Origin of the sequence: Pseudomonas sp. BC42 (assembly GCF_021560055.1) — a bacterium.
GTDB lineage: Bacteria > Pseudomonadota > Gammaproteobacteria > Pseudomonadales > Pseudomonadaceae > Aquipseudomonas.
Window position 1 is genome coordinate 3,965,083 of sequence record NZ_CP091067.1, and the last position, 18,414, is coordinate 3,983,496.

The window sequence follows — 18,414 nt, forward strand, 5'->3', positions numbered from 1 at the left end:
TCAGCTCTGCGCCCAGTAGTCGGCAATACGTGCCAAATGCTCCTCGGTGACCGGCAATTGCCGATCCAGAGGAATCACTGCGGCGGGCTCTGGCCACAACAACAAGAGGGAACGCGCCTCTTTGTCGAGCAGTGCCTGCGCCAACAGGTCGATGGCGACCTCAGGTTCGTAACGGGTCGGCAGCCATAACGCGGGAGCCTGTTCATGACTGGCGGCATACTGGACGCCTTCGACCCAGGGCAAGTCGGATTCAGCTCCCAGCACCACCAGCACCCGAGCATTGGCGGTGGCCTGCAAACGCTCGGCCTGCGTGGCAGGCAACTGCTGCAAGCGCTGATGCAAACGCCGGGCAACCGCATCCCAGGCGACCGCCGCCCGCGGCGGCTGCGCCACCGCTCGTTCACGCCAGGCCCAAGTCAACGCCGGTACGCCACTCATGGCAGCACAGCCAGCAGGCCCACCAGTTGTGCCCGCACGATTTGCAGCGGCTCCGGGAGGTTCTGCGCGTCGAAGTTGGCGTCGATCTCGCGCAGCATGCTCTCTACGGAGGTGCCATCGAGCTCCGTTCGCTGCAACAGTTCCCGAGCGCTTTCCAGCAAGCGGTGGAGCCGGGACAGCGGTTGCAGGGTGGCCTCCTCGACCGCGCCGAACAGATGGCTGTTGCCTGACTTCGCCAGCAGCTCTCGCAACACCTCACGCCCCCGCTGTTGGCTGTCCTGGGTGGGCAGTGCATAAATCAGTGGCCAGAGATCCGCCTCCGTGGCCTGCACCCTGCCGCACAACAAGGTGGCCGCAGCGATCAGCCGCTGGGACTTGACGATGCGTCGATCGGATAGGCTGATTCCCGCCTCGCGCAAGCACCTGATCGCATGGGCCAACACTGGCCGCACGCCCTCCAGATCGACATCCTTCAAAGCGCGATTGAGACCCTCGAGCTGACTCAAGTCGAGCATCTGCGCCACGGCCTGGCGCTCCACCTGCCAGCCACCGCTGAGCAGGGCTTCGAGTTGATTGTCCGGCACCGCATCGACAAACAGGTGCAGCAGGAATCGATCCCCGAATGCAGCCAGGGCCGGGTCTTCAGGCAAGGCGTTGGCGGCGCCGACACACACCCGCAAAGGGCATTGGATCTGAGTGTGGCCACGTCTGAAGCGACGCTCGTTGAGCACCCCGAGCAAGGTATTGAGGATGGCCGTGGAGCCTAGAAAGACCTCATCGAGAAAGACGATATCGGCTTCTGGAAGCATGCCGCTGACATCGGTTTCCACCGTTCCTTCGCGCAACTTCTTCAGATCGACCGTACCAAACAGCTCCGAAGGCTCGGTAAAACGCCCTAGCAGGTATTCGAAGTAGCGCCCGCCCATGGACTGGGCCACGCGACGCACCACCGCACTTTTTGCTGTGCCCGGTGGCCCGATCACCAGCAAGTGTTCTTGAGCCACAGCCGCCAGGACAATCAGTTCAGCCAATTGCTCGCGACCGACCAGCCCCTGGGTAGCGACGCGAACCACACTACGAATCTGTGCAGCAGCACTTTGCAATGAGGTGGTCATCTTCGTCATCCCTGAATAAAAGCCGTGGATTCTGCCTGAGTCCCTGACTCGAGCAAAGACTCGCCTCGGCAGCCTGGCACTTAACACTCTTTGACAGTTTCCCGACAAAGCTGCCAAAGACTCCGCAAACGCCCTTCCCTAGCATCCGCCCATCGAATTTCCGGTCGGTTGCGGTATGTCTCCCAAACTTCTTCACCTGCCATTGCTGGGCGTGCTCCTGGGCAGCCTGGGCTGCAATGGCCAACCCCCTGCGCCGCCGACCATCGGCCGCGGCGACTACGCCAGCATCATCGGTTACCTGAAGCAGTACATCCCCCGGGAAATGGCCGAGCATCGGGTGCCGGGGCTGTCCATCGCCCTGGTGGACGGTCAGGAGCTGATCTGGGCGCGGGGTTTCGGTTTTGCCGACCAGGCCCGCGGCCTGCAAGTGACGGAAAACACCGCGTTTCGGGCCGGGGCCCTGTCGCAGTTGCTGACCGCCACCGCCGTCATGCAACTGGTGGAACAGGGCCGCCTGCAACTGGACGCGCCCCTGCAGGACAGCCTGCGGGAATTCTACGTCCGCTCGCGCTTTCACCAGGACCAGAACGTCGCCGACCAGGCCGTGACCCTGCGCCGTCTGCTCAGCCACCAGTCCGGCCTGCCCACCGAATACCTGCGCGACCGTTACACCACCCAGCCCCTGGGCGAGCTGCCGGGCAAGGTCAGCGGCGTCTGGCTGACCCATTGCCCCGGCACCCAGACCGCCTACTCCAACCTGGGCTACGCCCTGTTGGGTGCGGCGATCGAGCGCAGCAGCGGTCTGGACTTCGAGCGCCAGTTGCAGAAAAGCCTGCTGCGCCCGCTGGGCATGAGCCAGTCGAGCTTCCTCGGCACCAGCCAGGCCCAGCCCTACCGCGCCCGGGGCTATGTCGACGGGGTCGGCAGCGCCGACGAACCGCTGCGCGACCTGTCCGCCACAGGCCTGTGGAGTAGCCCGCGGGACCTGAGCCGCTTTGTGCGGATGCTGTTTGCCCAGGGCCACTACAAGGACCGCCAGGTGCTGTCCCCGGCCTCGATCAGGGAAATGGGGCGGACGCAGAACAACGGCAACCCGCTGGATTTCGATTGCCAGGTGGGCCTGGGCTGGTACCTCTCGCCCTGTGGCGAGGAGTGGGTCCGCCCGGGGATCCGCACCTGGCAGCACAGCGCGGTGGGCAGCGACTTCCAGGCCCGGGTCAGTGTGCTGCCGGAGCAGCAGCTGGCAGTGATCGTGATGAGCAATTCCGGCTCCGGTGAGGCCGTGGCCAAGCCGCTGGTGCCCAAGGTGCTGCGCATGCTGCTGCAGGCCCACGGTGCCCCCGCGGGCCAGAAGCGCGGCGGCGCCCAGCCCCAGGAGCGGGTCACCGCGCGGCGCCGGGTTCCGGAAGCCGCCGACCGCCAGCACCTGGCGGGTTTCTATGCCACCGCCTGGGGCGTATTGCGCATTCGTGATCAGGACCAGCGGCTGTTCGGCGAACTGGCCGGCAAGCGCTTCGAACTGCTGCGCGACGAACAAGGCTGGCTGCGGGCCCAGAAAAAATTCCTCGGCGTATGGCTGCAGGACCTGGGTGACCTCGGCCGGGTGCAGCTGGACCTGGTGAACGTCCAGGGGCGCCGGGTGTTCACCGCCCGGCGTCACGGCCAGCTGCTGGCCATGGGCGAACGCGTCGATCCGGTTCCCCTGCCCGACAACTGGCTGGCCACGGTGGGCACCTACCAGGCCCTCAACGAGGACTCGGCCGCCCCCATCAGCGACATCAGCATCGCCGTGGAAGACGGCTTCCTGATGATCCGCAGCCTGCAACAGGGCCGCGTGCTCACCGATTACATCCTGGCCCCGCTGGACAACGCCCACGCCGTCATCGCCGGCCAGGGCCCGGGCCTGGGCGATACGGTGCGCCGCCAGATCAATGGAATCAGCGTCCTGGGCTACTCATTCAAGCGTTCCTACACCCACCACTACCTGAGGTTCTAAAGCCGTATGAAAACCCTGAAACGCACCAGCTCCGTCACCCTCCTGGCCGGCACCCTGGGTTTGATCGGGGCGTCCCCCGCCTTGCACGCCGAGGACTGGAAGTTCAGCGTGCGCGGTGGTGCGGCCAGCGTGCCGCGCTACAGCGGCAGTGACGAACGCAGCATCGCGCCGATTCTCGGCGGCGAGATCGTCAGCCCCTACGGCTTCTTCCTGAGTACCGAAACGGGCCTGGGCTGGGGCAACGAATGGGGCGGCCTGTCCTTCAGCACCTGGGTCGGCGCCAGTGACGAGCGACGCGACAAGAACCACATGGGCCAGGGCTCCAAGCGCCTCAAGGGCATGGGCGAAATCAAGTCCCGGGCCCAGTTCGGCGCTCACCTGGGCTACGACCTGGGGCCGTTCGAGCTGGGGGCCACCGTGACTCACGCGCAGAAGAAAAATGACGATCGCGACACCGGCTCGGCCTACAGCCTGCTGCAACTGAGCATCGCCAGCACCCTGTACGAGGGCAGCCTGGGCAGCCTCGACGCCAGCCTCAGCAGCCTGTACGGCAACGCCGACTACATGCAGACCTGGTATGGCGTGAGCAGCACCCAGGCGGCCAACAGCCGCTTCAGCACCTACCGCGCCAAGGGCGGCCTGGTGAGCAGCGGCGGCGACCTGACCTGGAGCCTGCCGCTCAATGAGCAGACCAAGCTCTCGACCCAGCTGTCGATGCAGTACCTGAGCAAGGAAGCCGGCAACAGCCCGATCGTCGACCGACGCCTGCAGACGGTGCTGGGCACCCAGATCGAATACAGCTTTTGAGCTTCAAGCGGCAAGCTGCAAGCTGCAAGCGGTGGCGTTTGGCTTGCCGCTTGTAGCTTGCCGCTTGCAGCTGCCTTCAATCCACATGCGCCCAGGTCATGCGGAACGAAGCCCCGCCCCATTCCGAATCCAGCACCTCGACCTTGCCGCCATGCCACTGACAGACCCGGCGCACCAGCGCCAGGCCCAGGCCGAAACCGCCGGTGCGCCGGTCACGACTGGCATCGAGGCGGGAAAACGGTTCGAAGATCTTTTCCCGCCCGTCCACCGGCACTCCGGGACCGTCATCGTTGACCCGCACTTCGTAGCCCTGCTCCAGGCGCACCAGGGACACCTCCACTCGCCGGTCGGCGTAGCGGATGGCATTGCGCAGCAGGTTGATCACCGCCCGGGCCATGAAGCGCGGCTCGATGCGCACGTAGTCCACCTGGCAGCAGCGGATCAGCAGCTGCACCCCGGCGGCCTCGGCCTCCAGGGCCACGCTGCCGACCACGCTGTCGAGCCAGTTCTGGGCCTGGATGTCTTCGCGACTGATGGAGGCCGCGCCGTGTTCCAGGCTGGCATAGGACAGCAGCTCGGAGACCATTTCCTCCAGTTCGCCAAGGTCGGCGTACATGTCGGCGATCAGTTCGCGGTTCTCATCCGGATCGGGCTGCTGCTGCAACTGGTCCAGCTCGAAGGACAACCGGGCAATGGGCGTGCGCAACTCGTGGGACACCGCATTGGTCAACTCGCGCTGATTGGCGATCAGGCCCTCGATGCGCGCCGCCATGCGGTTGAAGTGCTGGGCCAGGTCGCGGATGTTCGAGCGCCGTGACAGGTGCAGACGGGTGCTCAGGTCATTGCCGCCAAAGCGCTCGGCGGCCAGGCGCAAGCGTTCCAGGTCGCGCCAGTGCGGACGAACCCAGAAGTACAGGACGATGGCCAGCAAGGTACCGAGCAAGGCATAGGCAGCGATGTTGTAGAGCAGGGTCAGCGGCGGGTCTTCCGGCAGCTTGATGCTCAGCAGCTGGGAGCCGCCGTCGATGCTGGAGATGAACTGGTTGAAATCATCCCGGACCACCAGCTGGTTGGAGCTCAGCAGCGCCCGCTCGCGCTCGTTGAGGTCCAGCTCGCCGGCCTGCACCAGCTTGAGCGCCAGTCCGTAATGGGGCTTGAGCAACTCCAACTGGTGCTTGCGTCCGGCCTCGTCGAAGGGCCGCAGTTGCTCACTGAGGCTGTAGGCCGGCCCGCGCACCGCGTCGCGGTTGTAGGCCTCGATCAGGTCGACCGCCAGGTAATTGAGGAAGATGTGTTGCACCGCGGTCATGGCCCCGGCAAAGCCAAGGGCCAGAAACAGGTAAAGCCCCAGAAACAGCCGCAGCATTCAAGCCTCCCAGGCGAATGGATTGAACAGGTAGCCCTTGCCCCACACCGTCTTGATGCACACCGGCTCGCGCGGATTGTCCTTGAGCTTGCCGCGCAACTTGCTGATGTAGACGTCGACGCTGCGGTTCAGGCCGTCGAACTCGATGCCGCGCATGCGATTGAGAATGTCATCCCGGGACAGGGTCTTGCCCGCCGCGCTGGCCAGCAGCCACAGCAGCTCGAACTCCATGGTGGTCAGTTCGATCGGATCGCCGGACAGGCGCACCTCGCGACTGCTGCGGTCGATGCTCAGCACGCCGAACTCCAGGGCGCCGCGCGAGGCGCTCGACTCCGGCACCTGGCGCCGTTGCAGGGCTCGCAGGCGCGCCAGCAGCACCGCCGGCTTGATGGGTTTGATCACGTAATCGTCGGCGCCGGATTCCAGGCCGAGGATGTGGTCCAGATCGTCTTCCTTGGCGGTGAGGATGACGATCGGGGTATCGGCCATGGCGCGGATTTCCCGGCACACGTGCAGGCCGCTCTGACCCGGCAACATCAGGTCGAGCACCACCAGTTTCGGTTTGAATTCGAGATACGCCGCCAGGGCCACATCGCCCCGGTGCACCGTCAACACTTCAAAGCCATGCTGGGACAGGAAATTGGCAATCAGCCCGGCGAGCTTCTCGTCATCTTCCACCAGCAGGACCTTGCCAAGCCCCAGGTTATCCATACCTACCCGTTCGCGAACGCAGAGTTTTGAGTGCGCGCATTATAGAGGGGCCAAGGTTAAAAAAAGGCTAAGGCCGCAGCAAAACCGGGGGCTTATCGCGGTTTTGCGCAAAGTTTCATTCTTTTAAGAGTTTTTAACAATTTGCCCCTGCTTTTACACAAGGGCAGTGCCTTACCAGGCCGGCACGCCACTGTGGAAGCGGAACTCCGGGTCCGGGGACTCGATCAGTTCCTGCTCGGCGGCCCGCACCTTGTCGATCACCTGGGCGATATCCTTGGCGTCGCCGTACTGATAGGCCAGCTTCAGGTAGCCCTGGTAGTGCCGGGCCTCGCTTTTGAGCAGGCCGAAGTAGAACTTGCCCAGTTCTTCGTCCAGGTGCGGCACCAGGGCTTCGAAGCGCTCACAACTGCGGGCTTCGATGAAGGCGCCGACCACCAGGGTGTCCACCAGCTTCACCGGCTCGTGGCTGCGCACCACCTTGCGCAGGCCGGAGGCATAGCGCCCGGCGTGCAACTGACGCAGTTCGACCTTGCGTCTCTTCATCAGGCGCATGACCTGCTCGTGGTGCACCAGCTCTTCCCGGGCCAGGCGCGACATCATGTTGATCAGGTCGACATGGGAGTGGTACTTGGCGATCAGGCTCAGGGCGGTGCTGGCGGCCTTGAACTCGCAGTTCTTGTGGTCGATCAGCAGGGTTTCCTGATCGGCCAGGGCCGCCTGGACCCAGGCGTCGGGGGTCCGACAGCCGAGGAAGTCATGAATTTCCGGGAGGTTCATCGGCGCATTTCCGAACAATCCGCCAGCGCAAGGCGAGCAATGGCGGCACTATCAGTGATCGATAACATGAGGCTCACGAGACAAATAAGGCTTCACAGCGAAAGGCTGGCGATTATACCGGCCACGCCGCAGACCACCAGCGGCCGCGCTTGATATGCATCAACATGCAGCGCGGGCCCCAGCATCTATAGTTGTGCACGCCAGGGTCTGTTCCCGCTTGGTGACGAGCCGCGTTGCCGGGCCAAACGGGAACAGACCCTAGCCGTTCATCCCTCTCCTGGAGACCCGATCATGCAAAGTATCCGCAGCATCCTGGTGGTCATCGATCCCACGCCTGGCGAAAGTCTCGCCCTCAAGCGCGCCAAGCTGATTGCCGGGGTCACCCAGGCCCATCTGCACCTGCTGGTCTGCGACAGGAAGCACGAGCATTCGGCGCTGCTCAGCGTGCTCAAGAGCAGCCTGATCAGCGAAGGCTACAGCGTCACCACCGAACAAGCGTGGAACGAGAGCCTGCATGAAACCATCATCGACGTGCAGCAAGCCGAAGGCTGCGGCCTGGTGATCAAGCAGCACGTTCATGAAAACCCGCTGAAGAAGGTCCTGCTGACCCCGGCGGACTGGAAGCTGCTGCGCTACTGCCCGACCCCGGTGCTGCTGGTCAAGACCACCACCCCCTGGGCCGGCGGCGTGGTCATGGCGGCCATCGACGTTGGCAACATGGACGGCGAGCACCGCACGCTGCATGCCAGCATCGTCGACCATGGCTTCGACATCGCCAGCCTGGCCAAGGCCCATCTGCACGTGATCAGCGCCCACCCGTCACCGATGCTCTCGGCCGCCGATCCGGTGTTCCAGCTCAAGGAAACCATCGAGAAGCGCTATCGCGAAGCGTGCAAGGCGTTCCAGGCCGAGTTCGAGATCGACGACGCCCACCTGCACATCGAGGAAGGTCCGGCGGATGTGTTGATTCCCCATATGGCCCACAAGCTGGGGGCCGTGCTGACCATCATCGGCACCGTGGCCCGCACCGGGCTGTCGGGGGCCTTGATCGGCAACACCGCCGAGGTGGTGCTCGACTCCCTGGACAGCGACGTGCTGGTGCTCAAGCCGGCGGACATCATGGATCACCTGGAAGAAATGGCGGCCAAGGCCTGAGCCCTCCTCCCACCTGCAGCAGCCCGCTTGCTGGCGAACAGGCCCACGGCCTTCGCTGGCAAGCCAACCCCTACAGAACCATTGGCGAGTGACTCAGCCCAGTGCGTCCTTGAGAAAACCGGGGGCGATGTAGCGCTGGTAATGGGCTTCTGACAGGAGGAAGAATTCCCGATCGATGGCGTCGCGCAACTCCGGCAGGCCCCAGTCGCGGAACTCCGGCAACAGCACCATGCCGTAGGCGTCGAGCTGGTTGATCACCCGCGCGCCCCGGGCAATCAGCTGATAGGCCCAGCAGTATTCGGACTGGTGCGGCACGAAACGGATCTTGCGCTGTTCCAGTTGCCCGCGCAGGCGCGCCGGGTCGAAGACTTCCAGCTTGGCCGCCATCACCTGCACCAGCAGTTGCTCAAGACGCAGCCAGACCGCGCGTTTTTCCTCTTCGTTGTAACCATTCCAGTTGATCACTTCGTGGTGGAAACGCTTGCAGCCACGGCACACCAGATCGCCGTAGACAGTGGAGCAGAGGCCGACGCAGGGGGTCTTGATGGTCTGATTGGGCATAGATAGACAGCACGCGCAAAAGCAAAACAGGCCGGCATGTTAGCCCTTTGTCTAAGATTGATCACCCCTCAAACTTTAATACGCCAACTTACGTTGAGACTTTTTTTGCCGTAGAATCAGCCAGCCTTTTTAGGCGCCAATGTCCGTTTGAAGCTGTTTTCAAAGCGTCACGAGCACAGTCGTTCCTTCAGAGCGGTGTTGGCGAGGGGTTTTTCCAGCGGGGAAAAATCCAGCGCCAACCCTCATCAGCTCCCCGTTCTGCAGGCGTAAAACTTTGAAAGCAGCTTCTGTAAGGAATTGTCGGTAATTCTGGCTAAGTGGCCCACAACGCCACGCAGCGCATGAGTACGGCAATTTCGGGATGAGCGTCCCGGACACCCATTTGGGACCACTGATGAGGGTAATAACTGTGCTTGAAGCCTACCGCAAACATATCGAAGAGCGCGCAGCACTGGGTATCGTTCCCCAGCCGCTTAACGCCGAACAAACTGCAGGCCTGGTCGAGCTGCTGAAGAATCCCCCGGCTGGCGAAGAAGCTTTCCTCGTTGACCTGATCACCAATCGCGTTCCACCAGGAGTCGACGAAGCCGCCTACGTCAAGGCCGGTTTCCTCTCCGCTCTGGCCAAAGGTGAAGCCACCTCTCCCCTGATCGACAAGAAGCGCGCCGTTGAACTGCTGGGCACCATGCAGGGCGGCTACAACATCGTGACCCTAGTGGACCTGCTGGACAACGCCGAGCTGGCGCCAGTGGCTGCCGCTCAACTCAAGCACACCCTGTTGATGTTCGACGCTTTCCACGATGTCGCGGAAAAAGCCAAGAACGGCAACGTTCACGCCCAGGCCGTGCTGCAATCCTGGGCCGACGGCGAGTGGTTCAAGAACCGCCCGGTACTGGCCGACAAGATCAGCCTGCGGGTGTTCAAGGTCACCGGCGAAACCAACACCGACGACCTCTCCCCTGCACCTGACGCCTGGTCCCGCCCGGACATCCCGCTGCACGCCCTGGCCATGCTGAAAATGGCCCGTGACGGCATCGTGCCGGACGTGCAAGGCTCCATCGGCCCGATGAAACAGATCGAGCAGATGCGCAACGACGGCTTCCCGATCGCCTACGTCGGCGACGTGGTCGGCACCGGTTCGTCGCGTAAATCGGCCACCAACTCGGTTCTGTGGTTCTTCGGCGACGACGTTCCTTACGTGCCGAACAAGCGTGCCGGCGGCTTCTGCTTCGGCAGCAAGATCGCTCCAATCTTCTACAACACCATGGAAGACGCCGGCGCCCTGCCGATCGAATTCGACGTGTCGAAGATGAACATGGGCGACGTGATCGACCTGTACCCGCACGCTGGCAAAGTCACCAAGCACAACAGCGACGAAGTCCTGGCCACCTTCGAAATGAAGACCCCAGTGCTGCTGGACGAAGTTCGTGCCGGCGGCCGTATCCCGCTGATCATCGGCCGTGGCCTGACCGAGAAGGCCCGCGCCGAGCTGGGTCTGCCACCGTCCGACCTGTTCAAGAAGCCTGAAGCCCCCGCTGAAAGCACCAAGGGTTTCACCCTGGCGCAGAAAATGGTCGGCAAGGCTTGCGGCGTGACTGGCGTGCGTCCAGGCACCTACTGCGAACCGAAGATGACCACCGTCGGCTCCCAGGACACCACCGGTCCAATGACCCGTGACGAACTGAAGGACCTGGCTTGCCTGGGCTTCTCCACCGACCTGGTGATGCAGTCGTTCTGCCACACCGCGGCCTATCCGAAGCCGATCGACGTCACCACTCACCACACCCTGCCCGACTTCATCATGACCCGTGGCGGCGTGTCCCTGCGTCCGGGCGACGGCATCATCCACAGCTGGCTGAACCGCATGCTGCTGCCGGACACCGTCGGCACCGGTGGTGACTCCCACACCCGCTTCCCGATCGGCATCTCGTTCCCGGCCGGTTCCGGCCTGGTGGCCTTCGCCGCCGCCACTGGCGTCATGCCACTGGACATGCCGGAATCGATCCTGGTTCGCTTCAAGGGCAAGCTGCAGCCTGGCGTCACCCTGCGTGACCTGGTCCACGCCATCCCTTACTACGCGATCCAGAAAGGCCTGCTGACCGTCGAGAAGAAAGGCAAGAAGAACGCCTTCTCCGGCCGCATCCTGGAGATCGAAGGTCTGGAAACCCTGACCGTCGAGCAAGCCTTCGAACTGTCCGACGCCTCGGCCGAACGTTCGGCTGCCGGTTGCACCATCAAGCTGTCCAAAGAGTCGATCGCCGAGTACCTGAAGTCCAACATCACCCTGCTGCGCTGGATGATCGGCGAAGGCTACGGCGATGCCCGTACCCTGGAGCGTCGCGCTCAAGCGATGGAAGCCTGGCTGGCCAACCCAGAACTGCTGGAAGCCGACAAGGACGCCGAGTACGCCGAAGTCATCGAGATCGACCTGGCCGACGTCAAGGAGCCTGTGCTCTGCGCGCCGAACGACCCGGACGACGCTCGCCTGCTGTCCAGCGTCGCTGGCCAGAAGATCGACGAAGTGTTCATCGGTTCCTGCATGACCAACATCGGTCACTTCCGCGCGGCCGGTAAGCTGCTGGATCAGGTCAAGGGCCAGCTGCCAACCCGTCTGTGGCTGTCGCCGCCGACCAAGATGGACGCTCACCAACTGACCGAAGAAGGCTACTACGGCATCTACGGCAAGGCCGGCGCGCGCATGGAAATGCCGGGCTGCTCGCTGTGCATGGGTAACCAGGCACGTGTAGAGCCGAACTCGACCGTGGTGTCGACTTCGACCCGTAACTTCCCGAACCGTCTGGGCGATGGCGCCAACGTCTACCTGGCTTCGGCCGAGCTGGCGTCGGTGGCTTCGATCCTGGGTCGCCTGCCGACCGTCGAGGAGTACATGGAATACGCCGGCAAGATCGACAGCATGGCAGCGGACGTGTACCGCTACCTGAGCTTCGACCAGATCGCCGAGTTCCGTGAAGCGGCCGCCAACGCCAAGATCCCGGTGGTGCAAGCCTAAGGCTGTAGCGTTGTAAAAAAGAACGCCGCGTATTCCACGATACGCGGCGTTTTTTTATGCCCCTGGCCGGTGCTGACGCCCCTGCCGGCTATTGCGCCCTGCGCTCCGGCGCCACAGGCCGGACACGATACGCGAAAGCGCCAAGACTCAATGCCAGAGTCCCGCCTGGGCCTGACCGCTCCAGCCCTGCAGGCTTTCCTGCAGGGTGTCGTCGACACTGGTGCCACTGAGCAACACCTGATACCCGACACTCGATGGCAAGGCCGCCAGGGCATCCTTGGCCCTGTGCTTGAGCCGGGCCAGGGCCAGATGCTTGTGCTCCAGGCTGACCTGGCGGAAGAACGCGTCCAGGGCTTCGATGCTGGTCCCGTCCAGGTCCGGCGACTCTTCCAGGCTGAGGATGACGGTGTGAATCGGCGCCTGCACCTGGCGGATCAGGCGCAAGGCACCGCCCAGGATGCGCTCGGCGTTGGCGAAGAACAGCGCCTCCCCCGGTCGCAGGATCAGCACGCCCGGCACTTGCCGCGCCTGGGGATGGCGGTTCAGGTCGACAAAGTCATGACCGCTGCCCAGTTGGCCGAGGATCTGGATATCCGCCGCCGACAGCTGGCGCAGCATCAGCAGAATGCTCACCCCCACCGACAGCAACAGACCGTCCAGCACCCCCAGCACCAGCACCGCGGCGACCGCGCAGATCACCAGGAAGCGATCCCGGCGCCAGATGAAGTAGCGCCCCAGAGGCTGCAGGCTCAGGCCATGGCCCAGGGCATACATGACGATCGCCGCCAGCACCGGCTCCGGAGTCAGCGCGATGTAGGGCAATACCGTCAGCACGATCAGCAGCATCACCGCCGCCGCGGTCAGCCCCGCCAACCGCGAGCGCGCCCCGGCCGCCTCGTTGGCGGAAGTCGCCGAGTAGCCGGCACCGGCCGGCATGCCGTGAAACAGCCCCGACACCAGGTTGGCGGCGCCCAGGGCCAGCAGGTCACGGTTGGACGACACCCGGTCGCCATGCTTGAGGGCCAGGGCACTGATGGAGCCGTAGGATTCGGCGTAGAGGATCATCACCAGGGCAAAGGCCAGCTCCCCCAGGCGCAGCCAGTCGGCAAAGGGCAGGTCCGGCAGGCTCGGCACCTCCAGCTTGAGCTCGATGACACCGATCAGCGCCACCCCGTGGGACGGCAGGTCGAGCCATTGTCCGGCGCCAATGCCAATCACCACCGCCACCAGCCCGCCGGGCACGTAGGGAATCCGCGAACAGATCGCCAGCACCAGCAAGGCCAGGGCCGCCACCGCCACGCCCGCCCAGTTCCACTGCGGCCATTGCTCGAGCAACTGCGGCAGGAAGCGCACCAGGTTGCCGGTGCTCAAGTGCACCCCGACCACGGTGGCGAACTGCTTGAGGATGATGGTCACCGCCAGGCCGAAGGCAAAACCGCGCAACACCGGCTTGGCAATGAACGCGGTGACGCCGCCCAGGCGAAACAGCCCCGCCAGGATAAAGAACGCCCCGGTGAGCAGCACCAGGGCGAACCCCAGGCTCAGGCGCAGTTGCGCATCGCCGTCGGACAGCGACAGGGTCGCCGCTGCCAGCACCGCCGCCGACGACGAGGTGGCCGATACGATGGCAAAGCGGCTGGTGCCGAACAGGCCGTAGCACAACAACCCGGCGAACAGGGCAATGACCCCGGCCTGGGGCGGCAAGGCGGCGATGCTGGAATAGGCCACCGCTTCGGGCAGCAACAGGCCGGCGATGGACAAGCCGGCCAGCAGGTCGCGGCTGCGCCGCGGTGCGAGAGTGGCAGCGAGCTGCCCTGGATCAGTCGACAATCTGGCCCACCCATCCTGGCAAGTAACGTGCGTCCTGGCTGCGCGCCAGTTTCAGGGCCCGGGCCTGAACCTTGGCCCCCAGCTTGCCCAGCGCCTCGCGGTCGAGGCGCCGGCGAAAAAAGTCCGCCCAGAGAAATTCGCTGAACGGCGTGGTGTCCTTGGCAAAACCGCCGGCGCGCCGCAACAGGCCGGCCAGGCTGCGATAGGGATCATCCTGCAGGTCGAGGAGGCGCGCGGGAATCTGCTCGAAAGCACGCCGCACGCCCTGGGCATCATAAGGATGAGCCCATTGGTTGAACGCCATCACCTCCCAGAAACTGCCCGCGTCGACAAAGGACAGGTCCTTGAGCACCAGCAACGGCACCTCCTTTACCTGTTCCTGCAGCAGGGCCATGCCGAAGTGATGATGGTCGACGATGTAATAGCGCTGCCGAGGGCCCAGCACGCAGGGGAACCAGTGATCCTCCAGGGCTGCCGCCCGCGCCTTGCGCTTGAGCTGCTGCCACATCCGGCGCTTGGCCTCGACTTCGGCCAGGCCCACCGTGAGTTGGGTCGGGTGCAGCGTATCCAGGCGGGCGCGAATCAACTGCGGGTGAGCACGGGCCATGCAATGACTCCAGACAGGCACAAAATCGTCAGCTTAGACCTTTATTCAAGGCCGCAGACGATCACGATCAATGCCTTGAACGACAACGCCGCCGATGCTGTGAAGCACCGGCGGCGTTGTCTGTCGAAGCGGGCTTGAGCCCTCCCTTTCGCCGGCACGCCGGCTCCTATTGGGAGGGCGCCGCGGCACTCAGGAGAGCAGCGAGTACACCAGGGCGGTAATCGCCACCAGGCCCACCAGGGTCACGAACACGTTGGACGCCTGGCCGCGATAGCGGGCCATGGCCGGCACCTTGCGGATGGCGTACATCGGCATCAGGAACAGGATCGCCGCGATGACCGGGCCGCCGAGGGTTTCGATCATCCCCAGGATGCTCGGGTTGAGGGTCGCCACCGCCCAGCAGATCACCAGCATGAACGCCGCGGTCACGCGGTCCAGGGCCTTGGCCCCGGGACGCCGGCCGCTCTTGACGATCAGCCCCTTGAGGCCTTCGCTGGCACCGATGTAGTGCCCCAGGAACGACTTGGCAATGGCCACGAAGGCAATCAGCGGCGCGGCGAAGGCGATGGTCGGGTTGCTGAAGTGGTTGGCCAGGTAGGACAGGATCGACAGGTTCTGCGCCTTGGCTTCCGCCAGTTGCGCCGGCGACAGGGTCAGCACGCAGCTGAAGACGAAGAACAGCACCATGGCCACCATCAGCAGGTGGGCGCGGGACAGGATCTGCGAACTGCGCTCTTCGGCGTGCAGGCCGTAGCGACGCTTCTGGTCCACGGCAAAGGCCGAGATGATCGGCGAATGGTTGAACGAGAACACCATGACCGGGATCGCCAGCCACAGGGTGTGCAGGAAGGCCGAAGGTGCCGGCACGTCACTGGCGGTGGCGAGGATGCCGCCGTTCCAGTGGGGAATCAGGAACACCGCGAGGAACCCCAGGGCGACGATGAACGGGTAGACCATCAGGCTCATGGCCTTGACGATCACCTGCTCGCCGCAGCGCACCACGGCCAACAGGCCGAGGATCAGCACCAGGGACAGGATCGCCCGCGGCGGCGGCGCGATGTGCAGCTGGTGCTCCATGAAGCTGCCGACGGTATTGGTCAGGGCCACGCTGTAGATCAGCAGGATGGGGAAGATGGCAAAGAAGTACAGCAAGGTGATCAGGGCACCGGCCTTGATCCCGAAATGCTCCTCCACCACCTCGGTGATGTCCGCGCCATCGCGACCGGACAGCACGAAGCGGGTCAGGCCGCGGTGTGCAAAGAAGGTCATGGGGAACGCCAGCAGCGCCAGGATCAGCAGCGGCCAGAAGCCGCCGAGGCCGGCATTGATGGGCAGAAACAGGGTACCGGCACCGATGGCGGTACCAAACAGGCCCAGCATCCAGGTGGTGTCTTGGCGGTTCCAGCTGCTCAGGGTCGCTGGGGCCGCCGTTTCAAAGCGTTGATCAACGCTGTTGGCCTGATCATTCATCCGGTGGGATCTCCACATTCCGGTCATTTGCCATTCGGTCAGGGCGCGTCGGAGTACCCGACAGACAGAACCCCGACCGAAACAGAGGGGGCGCGATTGTCCGGGATTCCGCAGGCGCTGCATAGACTCAGCTGAGGAACGGTTTGTGCGCTGCAGATATTTTTTTACTGGATGGCGAAGCGTCTGGCCCGGCCCTCTCGCGCCCCCACCCGGGTCCCGAAAGAGCGCTTTTGCCAGCGCCGGGGTCCGCCGGGGCGATGCAGGTCCGATGAATCCGCTCGCCGACGAGGCGGCCCCCGCGGGGTTGCGTTGACAGGGCTCACGGACAGACGGCATGATCGGACCCCATGAATATCTACGCGCTCAACCCTACCGCTACCACCACGACTGCTTCCGGCGGGTCGTGTGGTGGCTGTGCAGGGTAAGGCAAGCACAGTAAAACCAAGGCCCCGCCAGCAATGGACGGGGCCTTTTGTTTCTCCGTCCAACTGGCACTACAAGGAGAGACAAGATGCCTTTATCCAACGCCAAGCGTGCCCTGCTGGTCATCGACATGCAGGTCGGCCTGTTCAACGGACCGGACAAGCCCTACAAGCGCGAACAGACCCTGGAAAACATCAATCAGCTGATCCGCCGCGCCCGCCAGGCCGGGGCGCCGATCTTCGCCGTGCGCCATACCGGCCCCGCCGACTCGCCGATCGCCGCCGGCAGCCCGTTCTGGCAACTGCTGCCGACCCTGGAAGTGGATGAAGAGCTGGACTGCGTGCTGGACAAGACCCGCCCCAGCTGCTTTGTCGGCACCGGGCTGGCCGAGCGCCTGCAGGAGGCCCAGGTCCAGGAGCTGGTGATCGTCGGCATGAAGACCCAGTACTGCGTCGACGCCACTTGCCGCGCCGCCGGCGACCTGGGGTTTGCCGCGCTGCTGGTGGAAGACGCCCACACCTGCATGGACACCCCCGTGCTGGGGGCGAAAAAAATCATCGCCCACCACAACGCCACCCTGAATGGCCCCTTCGTGCGCCTGATCAAGACCCCTGACGTGAGCTTCTGATTCAAAGCGCTTCCGCCACTGCCCCGGGGACGCCGATGTGCGCGTTCGGCCCCGGGAACAGTGCCGGCCGATTGCCAAAATCCCCTGCAACCCCCACCCTTGAGCCCTCGCCCCTGCCCGTATGAAACCCTCCATGAGCGCCACGACGATCGCCAGCTGCCTGCTCTACAGCCTTGATCCACCTGCCCTCGCCCGCTTCTATGCCGAACTGCTGAGCTGGCCCATCACCGAACAGCAAACCGATGACCAGCAACTGGCCCACCAGGGCTTTGAGCTGACCCTGGTCCAGGTGCCGCCAGCGATTGCTGCGCGCATCGTCCTCCAGGAACCACCGCTGCCCCGCAGCGATTGCGCCTGCAAGCCGCTGTTCCAGGTGGACGACCTGGCCCGGGCCCGGCAACGCGCAGCCAAGGCCGGTGGTTGGGTGTACGAGGCCGAGCGCGAATGGCAATTCAAGGACGCCCGGGCCTGCGACGGCATCGACCCGGAAGGCAACCTCTTTCAATTGCGCCAACCCCTGCCCCACTAACCCACGAGGAGTACGCCATGCGCGCCACCGTCCTGGTCCTGGTTGAAAACGTCAACGCCTACCTGCCGCACCTCGAAGACCTGGGTTTCAAGCTGATCCTGGCGCCCACTGCGCAAGCCCGGGCCCAGGCGATCCGGGACCACGCCGGGCAGATCGACGCCGTGCTGACCCGCGGCCCCCTGGGCCTGACCGGGGCGGAGATCGCCGCCCTGCCCCGGTTGCAGATCATCTGCGTGATCGGCGCCGGCTATGAACAGGTCGACCTGCAAGCGGCGAGCAACCGCGGGATCGCCGTGACCAATGGCGCCGGGGTCAACGCGCCCTCGGTGGCCGATCATGCCCTGGCCCTGCTGCTGGCCCTGGTGCGCGGCATTCCCCAGGCCGATGCCGCGGTGCGCCAGGGCCAGTGGCCAAAAGTCATGCGCCCGTCCCTGGCCGGCATGCGCCTGGGTATCCTCGGCCTGGGGGCCGTGGGTCAGGCCATTGCCCGGCGCTGCGCCCTGGGGTTCGACATGCCGGTGAGTTATCACAGCCGCCAGCCCCGCGCGGACCAGCCTTATCGCTTCTGCCCGACCCTGGTGGAACTGGCCCGCGACGTGGATGTGCTGGTGATCGCCACCCCCGGCGGCGCCGAGACCCGGCACCTGGTGGACCATCAGGTGCTGGAGGCACTGGGCCCCGAGGGCTTTGTGGTGAACATCGCCCGGGCCAGCGTGGTGGATACCCACGCCTTGCTCCAGGCCCTGCAGCAGCGGCGGATTGCCGGGGCCGCCTTGGATGTGTTCGACGACGAGCCCCAGGTCCCGGACGCCTTCAAGGTTCTCGACAACGTCGTCCTCACGCCCCACGTCGCCGGCCTGTCGCCCCAGGCCAGCCGCGACACCGTGGAGAGGGTCGGCCACAACCTGCAGGCCCACTTCGCAGGCCGGCCGCTGCTGACCCCACTGGTCCTGCCGCCCGCGAACTGACACCGCCCCGAGCAGCGCCTATG

General features: G+C 64.5%; 16 protein-coding genes. 7 read left to right on the forward strand and 9 right to left on the reverse strand.

Annotated elements, in window-relative coordinates; genetic code table 11:
- Complete coding sequence (locus L1O02_RS17610; RefSeq protein WP_060843363.1) at positions 1-438, reverse strand: hypothetical protein; 438 nt, start codon at positions 436-438, stop codon at positions 1-3.
- Entirely contained in the window at positions 435-1,553 is a 1,119-nt protein-coding gene (locus L1O02_RS17615; protein WP_108543204.1) for an AAA family ATPase, read from the reverse strand. Before L1O02_RS17615 ends, L1O02_RS17610 begins: the two co-directional genes overlap by 4 nt.
- Before the next feature lie 175 nt (positions 1,554-1,728).
- Between L1O02_RS17615 and L1O02_RS17620 the strand changes: the two genes are divergently transcribed.
- Both L1O02_RS17620 and L1O02_RS17625 read left to right on the forward strand, forming a co-directional pair.
- Complete coding sequence (locus tag L1O02_RS17620; RefSeq protein ID WP_235758389.1) at positions 1,729-3,549, forward strand: serine hydrolase domain-containing protein; 1,821 nt, start codon at positions 1,729-1,731, stop codon at positions 3,547-3,549.
- Between the two features lie 6 nt (positions 3,550-3,555).
- Positions 3,556-4,356, forward strand: a complete 801-nt coding sequence (locus L1O02_RS17625; RefSeq protein ID WP_235758391.1) for a MipA/OmpV family protein — start codon at positions 3,556-3,558, stop codon at positions 4,354-4,356.
- Positions 4,357-4,432: 76 nt separating this feature from the next.
- Here the strand turns inward: L1O02_RS17625 and L1O02_RS17630 are convergent, their stop codons facing one another.
- The 3 genes from L1O02_RS17630 to miaE form a co-directional block, all read right to left on the reverse strand.
- Complete coding sequence (locus L1O02_RS17630) at positions 4,433-5,722, reverse strand: ATP-binding protein (RefSeq protein WP_060838942.1); 1,290 nt, start codon at positions 5,720-5,722, stop codon at positions 4,433-4,435.
- Complete coding sequence (locus L1O02_RS17635) at positions 5,723-6,433, reverse strand: winged helix-turn-helix domain-containing protein (protein WP_060838941.1); 711 nt, start codon at positions 6,431-6,433, stop codon at positions 5,723-5,725.
- A gap of 171 nt (positions 6,434-6,604) precedes the next feature.
- Positions 6,605-7,210: a tRNA isopentenyl-2-thiomethyl-A-37 hydroxylase MiaE gene (miaE, locus tag L1O02_RS17640; RefSeq protein WP_060838940.1), complete on the reverse strand. Its 606-nt coding sequence runs from the start codon at positions 7,208-7,210 to the stop codon at positions 6,605-6,607.
- A 291-nt stretch (positions 7,211-7,501) separates the two neighbouring features.
- Between miaE and L1O02_RS17645 the strand changes: the two genes are divergently transcribed.
- Positions 7,502-8,365, forward strand: a complete 864-nt coding sequence (locus L1O02_RS17645) for a universal stress protein (protein WP_235758393.1) — start codon at positions 7,502-7,504, stop codon at positions 8,363-8,365.
- 93 nt (positions 8,366-8,458) lie between these two features.
- On the opposite strand, the gene L1O02_RS17650 is transcribed toward L1O02_RS17645, so the two are convergent.
- Positions 8,459-8,926 carry a DUF1289 domain-containing protein gene (locus tag L1O02_RS17650; RefSeq protein ID WP_060838938.1) on the reverse strand — a complete coding sequence of 156 codons (468 nt, stop codon included), beginning with the start codon at positions 8,924-8,926 and terminating at the stop codon, positions 8,459-8,461.
- Between the two features lie 409 nt (positions 8,927-9,335).
- Here L1O02_RS17650 and acnB point away from each other — a divergent pair, with 409 nt between their 5' ends.
- Positions 9,336-11,936 (forward strand): bifunctional aconitate hydratase 2/2-methylisocitrate dehydratase, encoded by a 2,601-nt coding sequence (acnB, locus tag L1O02_RS17655; RefSeq protein WP_235760257.1) that lies wholly within the window; start codon positions 9,336-9,338, stop codon positions 11,934-11,936.
- Between the two features lie 147 nt (positions 11,937-12,083).
- On the opposite strand, the gene L1O02_RS17660 is transcribed toward acnB, so the two are convergent.
- From L1O02_RS17660 to L1O02_RS17670, 3 genes are all read right to left on the reverse strand, one after another.
- On the reverse strand, positions 12,084-13,766 hold the full coding sequence (locus tag L1O02_RS17660; RefSeq protein WP_060838936.1) for a SulP family inorganic anion transporter: 1,683 nt from the start codon (positions 13,764-13,766) through the stop codon (positions 12,084-12,086).
- The gene (locus L1O02_RS17665) at positions 13,756-14,373 is read right to left on the reverse strand and encodes a ParB-like protein (RefSeq protein WP_060838935.1); all 618 of its coding nucleotides are present in this window, start codon (positions 14,371-14,373) and stop codon (positions 13,756-13,758) included. The genes L1O02_RS17660 and L1O02_RS17665 overlap by 11 nt, the downstream gene beginning before the upstream one ends.
- A 189-nt stretch (positions 14,374-14,562) precedes the next feature.
- Positions 14,563-15,843: a serine/threonine transporter gene (locus L1O02_RS17670; protein ID WP_060838934.1), complete on the reverse strand. Its 1,281-nt coding sequence runs from the start codon at positions 15,841-15,843 to the stop codon at positions 14,563-14,565.
- Positions 15,844-16,354: 511 nt separating this feature from the next.
- On the opposite strand from L1O02_RS17670, the gene L1O02_RS17675 reads away from it, so the two are divergent.
- From L1O02_RS17675 to L1O02_RS17685, 3 genes are all read left to right on the forward strand, one after another.
- Positions 16,355-16,894 carry a cysteine hydrolase family protein gene (locus L1O02_RS17675; RefSeq protein WP_060838933.1) on the forward strand — a complete coding sequence of 180 codons (540 nt, stop codon included), beginning with the start codon at positions 16,355-16,357 and terminating at the stop codon, positions 16,892-16,894.
- A gap of 133 nt (positions 16,895-17,027) precedes the next feature.
- On the forward strand, positions 17,028-17,423 hold the full coding sequence (locus tag L1O02_RS17680; RefSeq protein ID WP_235758396.1) for a VOC family protein: 396 nt from the start codon (positions 17,028-17,030) through the stop codon (positions 17,421-17,423).
- A gap of 17 nt (positions 17,424-17,440) precedes the next feature.
- Positions 17,441-18,391 (forward strand): 2-hydroxyacid dehydrogenase, encoded by a 951-nt coding sequence (locus tag L1O02_RS17685; protein WP_060843358.1) that lies wholly within the window; start codon positions 17,441-17,443, stop codon positions 18,389-18,391.
- The last annotated feature ends 23 nt before the right edge of the window (positions 18,392-18,414 follow it).

Bases quoted from the DNA above. Each gene is read 5' to 3' on its own strand.
- L1O02_RS17610 (WP_060843363.1), bottom strand. From the start codon at position 438: ATGAGTGGCGTACCGGCGTTGACTTGGGCCTGGCGTGAACGAGCGGTG.
- L1O02_RS17615 (WP_108543204.1), bottom strand. From the start codon at position 1,553: ATGACCACCTCATTGCAAAGTGCTGCTGCACAGATTCGTAGTGTGGTT.
- L1O02_RS17620 (WP_235758389.1), top strand. From the start codon at position 1,729: ATGTCTCCCAAACTTCTTCACCTGCCATTGCTGGGCGTGCTCCTGGGC.
- L1O02_RS17625 (WP_235758391.1), top strand. From the start codon at position 3,556: ATGAAAACCCTGAAACGCACCAGCTCCGTCACCCTCCTGGCCGGCACC.
- L1O02_RS17630 (WP_060838942.1), bottom strand. From the start codon at position 5,722: ATGCTGCGGCTGTTTCTGGGGCTTTACCTGTTTCTGGCCCTTGGCTTT.
- L1O02_RS17635 (WP_060838941.1), bottom strand. From the start codon at position 6,433: ATGGATAACCTGGGGCTTGGCAAGGTCCTGCTGGTGGAAGATGACGAG.
- miaE (WP_060838940.1), bottom strand. From the start codon at position 7,210: ATGAACCTCCCGGAAATTCATGACTTCCTCGGCTGTCGGACCCCCGAC.
- L1O02_RS17645 (WP_235758393.1), top strand. From the start codon at position 7,502: ATGCAAAGTATCCGCAGCATCCTGGTGGTCATCGATCCCACGCCTGGC.
- L1O02_RS17650 (WP_060838938.1), bottom strand. From the start codon at position 8,926: ATGCCCAATCAGACCATCAAGACCCCCTGCGTCGGCCTCTGCTCCACT.
- L1O02_RS17665 (WP_060838935.1), bottom strand. From the start codon at position 14,373: ATGGCCCGTGCTCACCCGCAGTTGATTCGCGCCCGCCTGGATACGCTG.
- L1O02_RS17670 (WP_060838934.1), bottom strand. From the start codon at position 15,843: ATGAATGATCAGGCCAACAGCGTTGATCAACGCTTTGAAACGGCGGCC.
- L1O02_RS17675 (WP_060838933.1), top strand. From the start codon at position 16,355: ATGCCTTTATCCAACGCCAAGCGTGCCCTGCTGGTCATCGACATGCAG.
- L1O02_RS17680 (WP_235758396.1), top strand. From the start codon at position 17,028: ATGAGCGCCACGACGATCGCCAGCTGCCTGCTCTACAGCCTTGATCCA.
- L1O02_RS17685 (WP_060843358.1), top strand. From the start codon at position 17,441: ATGCGCGCCACCGTCCTGGTCCTGGTTGAAAACGTCAACGCCTACCTG.